Source organism: Mesorhizobium sp. M7A.F.Ca.US.005.03.2.1, from assembly GCF_003997795.1.
Taxonomy (GTDB): Bacteria; Pseudomonadota; Alphaproteobacteria; order Rhizobiales; family Rhizobiaceae; genus Mesorhizobium; species Mesorhizobium ciceri.
The window spans coordinates 1-6,143 of record NZ_RZRP01000360.1; the positions used below are offsets into that span (position 1 = coordinate 1).

6 protein-coding genes are annotated in these 6,143 nt (G+C 64.9%); 1 reads left to right on the forward strand and 5 read right to left on the reverse strand.

Annotated features, from left to right (window positions below):
- The 3 genes from EN991_RS19880 to EN991_RS19890 form a co-directional block, all read right to left on the reverse strand.
- The coding region (locus EN991_RS19880) for a P1 family peptidase (RefSeq protein ID WP_245461017.1) at positions 1–307 on the reverse strand (307 nt) is incomplete at its 3' end.
- A 4-nt stretch (positions 308–311) separates the two neighbouring features.
- The gene (xseA, locus tag EN991_RS19885; protein ID WP_127369363.1) at positions 312–1,943 is read right to left on the reverse strand and encodes an exodeoxyribonuclease VII large subunit; all 1,632 of its coding nucleotides are present in this window, start codon (positions 1,941–1,943) and stop codon (positions 312–314) included.
- Between the two features lie 83 nt (positions 1,944–2,026).
- Complete coding sequence (locus EN991_RS19890) at positions 2,027–2,983, reverse strand: LysR substrate-binding domain-containing protein (RefSeq protein WP_127369364.1); 957 nt, start codon at positions 2,981–2,983, stop codon at positions 2,027–2,029.
- Between the two features lie 178 nt (positions 2,984–3,161).
- Here EN991_RS19890 and EN991_RS19895 point away from each other — a divergent pair, with 178 nt between their 5' ends.
- Positions 3,162–3,452, forward strand: a complete 291-nt coding sequence (locus EN991_RS19895) for a DUF1127 domain-containing protein (RefSeq protein WP_127369365.1) — start codon at positions 3,162–3,164, stop codon at positions 3,450–3,452.
- A 160-nt stretch (positions 3,453–3,612) separates the two neighbouring features.
- Here the strand turns inward: EN991_RS19895 and EN991_RS19900 are convergent, their stop codons facing one another.
- On the reverse strand, positions 3,613–4,659 hold the full coding sequence (locus EN991_RS19900) for a DUF937 domain-containing protein (protein WP_024502320.1): 1,047 nt from the start codon (positions 4,657–4,659) through the stop codon (positions 3,613–3,615).
- A gap of 100 nt (positions 4,660–4,759) precedes the next feature.
- Entirely contained in the window at positions 4,760–6,133 is a 1,374-nt protein-coding gene (locus EN991_RS19905) for a glutamate--cysteine ligase (RefSeq protein ID WP_013530341.1), read from the reverse strand.
- Positions 6,134–6,143 lie beyond the last annotated feature (10 nt).

Genomic DNA, 6,143 nt, shown 5'->3' on the forward strand with positions numbered 1-6,143 from the left:
GGCCGCTTGCCGACCTCGCCAACCCGGTCTTCGCCGGGATCTTCAGCCAGAACGGAAACGGCGAACTGACCGGGTTGGCGAGGTCGGCAAGCGGCCTGGGCAGGATCGCGGTCACGCCGGTGCGAACCGGTCCCTCGCCGACGACAAGCGTGCCATCGCCCGAGATCAGCGTCGCATAGCCGACCGCGACGCCGGGCACATCGGTGATCGCGTTGAACGGTCCAGGCCGTCCGTCGAAGCCGATGCCGAAATTTCGCGCGCGCGGTTTGCCTGAGGGCGTTGCCAGATGATGCGGATTGTCGGTCATGGTGTCAGAATAGGGATCCCTGATTGCCAGGCTCTTTGGCCTTGGCCGCCGGCTTGGCCACGGCTTTCGGTTTTGCCGTGCCGCTGATTGCCACCGCATCGGCGGTCCCGTCGGCGAACTCGAGCGAAAGCGCCATTCCCGACACCACGTCGGCAGCCCGCTTGACGACGGCGCCGTCCGCATCCCTCACCAGCGCAAAGCCGCGGGCCAGGACGGCCTTGTGCGACAGCGACGCCATCAACCTGTCGGCCTGGACGACGCGGCCGCGCAGGCGCTCCAGCCTGAGCACCACTGCTTGCGTGCCGCGTCTTGTCAAAGCTGTCAGCAAATCCCTCTGCACGCGTTGCCGCCGTGCCGTCGGCTCGATCGTGATGCGGCCTTGCAGCATGGCCAGTTGCTGCTTGTGCCGCTGCAGCGAAGCCCTGGCACATTTTGGCAATTGATCCGCCGCCCGGTTAAGCTCCGCACGCCGGGCTCTTGCCATCGCACGCAGTGCCCCTTGTGCTCGCAAAAGATTGCGTTCGTTGGTGCGCCGGGCCTCTGCAATGCGCTGCGACAGCATTGCCGGTGTCAGTTTCACGGCAAAAAACCTTGCACGCTTGCGTTCGGTGGAGACCAACAGGCCCCGGCCGAGCCTGGATGTCGCCTCATCGAGGCGCCGGCGCGGCAGCGCCAGCAATTGATCGGGCGAGGGCAGAGCCCGGGCGGCGGCACGGGCGGCCTGCCGCTTGCGCTCGAAATTGCGCAGCACCGCCGCTTTCAGCCGCGCACCGAGGCTGGCAAGCGTTGCTTCGAGGTCGGCCTTCACCGGCACGGCGATTTCGGCCGCGCCTGTCGGTGTCGGCGCCCGCACGTCGGCGACGAGGTCGATCAGCGTCCAGTCGGTCTCGTGGCCGACAGCCGAGATCACCGGAATGCCGGAAGCGGCAACCGCGCGGGCGAGCGCCTCGTCGTTGAACCCCCAGAGGTCTTCGAGGCTGCCGCCGCCACGCGCCACGATCAACAGATCGGGCCGCTGGATGGCGCCATCCCATGCCAGCGCGTTGAAGCCGTTGACCGCGGCTGTCACTTCCGCGCCTGACGTCTCGCCCTGAACACGCACCGGCCAGACCAGGACATGCAGCGGAAAGCGGTCCTTGATGCGGTGGATGATGTCGCGGATGACGGACCCTGTCGGCGAGGTGACGACGCCGATGACGCGCGGCATAAACGGCAGCAGCCGCTTGCGACCGGTGTCGAACAGCCCCTCGGCCTGCAGCCGCCGCTTGCGCTCTTCCAGCAGCGCCATCAGGGCGCCGGCGCCGGCAGGCTCCAGATTGTCGATGACGATCTGGTAGTTGGATTTGCCGGGATAGGTGGTGAGCTTGCCGGTGGCGATCACCTCCATGCCCTCTTCGGGACGGAACTTCAGCCGGCTCATCGTGCCTTTCCACACCACGGCGTCGAGCCGCGCGCGGTCGTCCTTCAGCGCGAAATAGGCATGACCTGAGGAATGCGGCCCGCGATAGCCTGATATCTCGCCACGCACCCGCACATTGCCGAAAACGTCCTCGACCGTGCGCTTCAGCGCGCCGGAAATCTCGCTCACCGTATATTCGGCGGCGTTGGTGCGTGATTCGGATGCTGCTTCGCTCATCCGTCGATTGGGGAACGGTTGGGCGCCCGCGTCAAGGCGGTTGCGTCGGGCCAGCCGTTCATAACCCGCACACCTGGCCCTGCCTACCAGCCGGGCAGGATCTGGTTCGGCTTGGTTCGCCGCAGCTTGGTGAAGGCAAGCGCTGCGAAATCGAACGTTCCGGGGTCTTCGCCGACCGGCACCGAGATGTTGTCCAGGCTTTCCGAAATATGGCGGGCGAGCGCATCGACGATCTCCGGCCGCGACGTCTGGCCGCGCATGATGCCGATGCGGCAATCGGGCAGGGCGCCGAAGCCGTCGGCTTCGCCCAGCACCCGCATACCGGGTCTGAGCGCGCATTCCGGCAGCACCGAGATTGCCAGCCCGGAAAGAACCGCGGCGGTGATGACGGTGGCCGAGAAACTGGTGAACAGGATGCGATAGTCGCGGTTCTCCTGGTCGAGCACATCGACCGCGGCGCGCCGCCAGATGCAGTTCGGCCGGCCGAAGGCCATCGGCAGCGTTTCCTGCTCATGCGTGGCATGGTTGGCCGAGGTGACCCACAGCAGCGGTTCGCGCCGCACCACCTCCGACTGGCCGCGTACGTCGTTGTGCGTCACCAGCGCGAGATCGAGATTGCCGCGCTTGATATGCTCGACCAGCCCCGGCGTCGGCTCGCAGATGACGGTGAGTTCGACGCGCGGATTGGAGCGGGTGAACCGTGCCATGATCTCGGGCAGGAAACGATCGGCGTAGTCGTCGGGCGTGCCGATGCGGATCGTGCCTTCGAGCCGCCGGTCGTCGAAGGCCGCCAGGGTCTCGCGGTTGAGATAGAGCAGCCGCCGCGCATAGGAGAGCAGCTTGTCGCCTTCCTCGGTCAGCCTGTTGGTGCGTCCGTCCTTTTCGAACAGCGGCTTGCCGATCCGCTCCTCCAGCCGGCGCATCTGCATCGACACCGCTGACTGGGTCCGGTGCACCTCTTCGGCTGCTCGCGTGAAGCTGCCGGTATCGGCGATCGAGATGAAGGTCTGCAATTGATCGAGATCGAGCGGCGATTTCATCGATATGATCCATCACTGGTGTTGATGGTAAAGATTAGAAACATTCGTTGGATTAATCAATCGGCCGATGGCAAATTGGCATTGTCCACATGAAGGCATGTGAATCGAAGCCGGAACGGCCGCTGTCGCCAGCGCCGATCGCAAGGCTTTGCCCGTTCGAGTCTGAAGGAGACCGACAATGACCACGTTCGATTTCGCCACCGAGACCTCGCGCATCACCTCGCGTCCGGCCGTTGCGACGCGCGTGGCCAACACCGTCTCCAACATCTACCGCGCCTGGAAAAACCGCCGCGCCTTCTATCGCCTTGGCGAGATGTCGGACGCCGAACTCGCCGATATCGGCCTGACGCGCGCCGACCTGCATGTCGCTATCGACGTGCCGTTTGGCCGCGACCCGACGGCGATGCTGCGCGAGATCGCCAGCGATCGCATCGAAACGATCGAGGATTTCGTTCGCAAGGTGGCCTGATCGGATGCTTGTTGTTTAGGTTGCCGTGACCCTTTTCAGGGTTCGACGCGACTGACGAGTATGCAGGCTCCCACTCCCTGCCGGATCCCCCCGGCCCGCCTGCACTCTGCCCGGTCCTCCCAGGACCGGGCTTTTCTCTTTCTACCTCAGCGAAGACCGCCTACCGCCGGTCCATGTCCCGCTTAAACTGGTCGAAGATTGTCTCCACGCCCTTCTGGTAGTCATCACGCTGCTGGGCGCCGGTTTCGAACATCTTGCCGAACAGGTCGTCGAACGGGTTTTTCGGACGGCCGCTCGGATTGGCCTGTGGCTGCGGTGCCTGACGTTGCGGGGGCGCTTGAGGCTGTTGCGGCGCCGGCTGTCCGCCGGGGATGCCGCCTAAGCCACCGCCACCTTGCCGCAGCATCTCCTCGAAGATTTTCCCCAGCGGATTGTCTCCGTAGGGGCTTTGCGTCTGCTGGGGCTGCGGCTGCGCCCGCCCCTGCGGCTGCGGCTGAGGCGCGCCACCGCCGAACATGTCCTGCAGCACCTTGCCGAGCGGATTGTCGCCGTAGGGATTGGGTGCCGGCTGCGTCTGGCTTTGCGGCTGTGGCTGAGCCGCGCCGCCGCCGAACATGTCCTGCAACACCTTGCCGAGCGGGTTGTCCATCGGGTTCTGGGGCGGCGGCGCCTGGCGCGGCTGCGGCGCCGGGGCCTGCATGCCGCCGCCTTGCCGCATCATCTGCTCGATGATCTCGCCGAGCGGATTGTTGCCGCCGCCGCCAAAACCACCGGCGGCCTGCATCTGGTTTGCCGTCTGCTTGAACAGCCCGCCCATGACCATCGAGGCGATCGCCGGCAGCATCTGCTGCAGGATCTGCTGATTGACGCCGCTGGCTTGCGCCGCCTGGCTGGCCACGGCGCGAGACAGATCCTTCGAACCGAACAGGTGCCCGAGAATGCCGTTGCCCTCATCGACGCCTTGCGGCGAGAAGGCCCGGGTTGCGTCCTCGAAATACTTGGCGTGCTGGCCGCTGGCCATCGCCGTCATGAAGGCGCCGAGCCCATAGGGGTCGGCGGTGTTGCGTTGCAGCCCCTGCGAAAAGGCCGGCAGCAATGCAGCGACCGCGGCTTGCGTCTGCTGCATCGAAAGCCCGTATTGCTGGGCAAGGGCCTGCATGCCATTGCCGTTCTGGGCCTGCGTCAGCATGTCGAACAAGGTGGGCATCGGCGTCTCCTCCGGAAATCCTCGCCGAAGAAGCCTAGTTTGTTTCCACTTCCGATTGAAGCGACTTTTGCCGGCCGGTCAGCTTTGCCAAATCCGAGGGTTAATAGGCGTATTCCATGAAAACCGGCTCGATCGAGCCGCCCCAGCGCGTGTGATAGGCCGACAGCATCTCCTCGGCGCTGGTGGTGCCCCGCGCCACCACTTCGTCCAACGTGTTGAGGAAGGAGGTCTCGTCGTAGCCGTCGCGGTTCTTCTTGCCACGGTTCTTCAGTCCCATGCGGGAAATGACCATCACGTCACGCGCGATCTCGCGCAGCGTGGTGTTGCGGAACGGTGCGGAGATGCCTTGTTCCGGCACGGCATTGCGCATCGCCAGCGTTTCTTCATACGTCCAGCTCGAGGTCAGCGCCTCGGCGGCATCGAGTGCGGCCTCATCATAAAGCAATCCGACCCAGAAGGCCGGCAGCGCGCAGATGCGCCGCCACGGCCCGCCATCGGCGCCGCGCATCTCGAGGAAGCGCTTCAGCCGCACATCCGGGAACAGCGTTGACAGATGGTTCGCCCAGTCGCCCATTGTCGGCAGCCCGTCCGGCACTTCATTGCGCGCGGCCCCGGCCATGAACTGGCGGAAGGTGATGTGGGTCATGTCGTGATAGCGGTCGTCGCGGATGACGAAATACATCGGTACGTCGAGCGCCCATTCGACATAGTCGGCGAAACCGAAATCGGGCGAGAAGCAGAATTCGAGCAGGCCCGAGCGCTGGTTGTCGGTGTCACGCCATATGTCGCCGCGCCAGCTCTGCAAGCCGTTCGGGTGGCTTTCGGTGAAAGGCGAATTGGCGAACAAGGCCGTCGACAGCGGCTGCAGCTTCAACGACACCTGCATCTTGCGGCGCATGTCGGCCTCGCTCTCGAAGTCGAGATTCACCTGGATCGTGCAGGTGCGGTACATCATGTCGAGGCCCTTGGTGCCGACCTTGGGCATGTAGCGCGTCATGATCTCGTAGCGCGATTTCGGCATTTTCGGCGTCTCGGCAAGCGACCATTTCGGGCTGCCGCCGAGGCCGAGGAAGCGGATGCCCATCGGTTCGGCGATCTCGCGCACCTGCGCCAGATGGGCATTGCCCTCGCGGCAGGTCTGGTGGATCGTCTCCAGCGGTGCGCCGGAAAGCTCGAACTGGCCGCCGGGTTCCAGCGAAATCGCACCCTGGCCGGTCGGTTCGACCAGGCCGATGATGCGGCCGTCATCGACGATCGGATCCCAGCCGAGCTTTTCCTGCATGCCTTCGAGGATGGCGCGGATGCCACGCTCGCCGCCATAGGGGACCGGTGCATTGCCGTCGACATAGAAGGGGAATTTCTCGTGCTCGGTGCCGATGCGCCATTTGTCGCGCGGCTTGTTGCCTTCGGCCAGGTGCTCGACAAGTTCGTCGACACCTTCGATCGGGCGGAAATCGGTCGTATCGCGCGCCATTTATGAACCC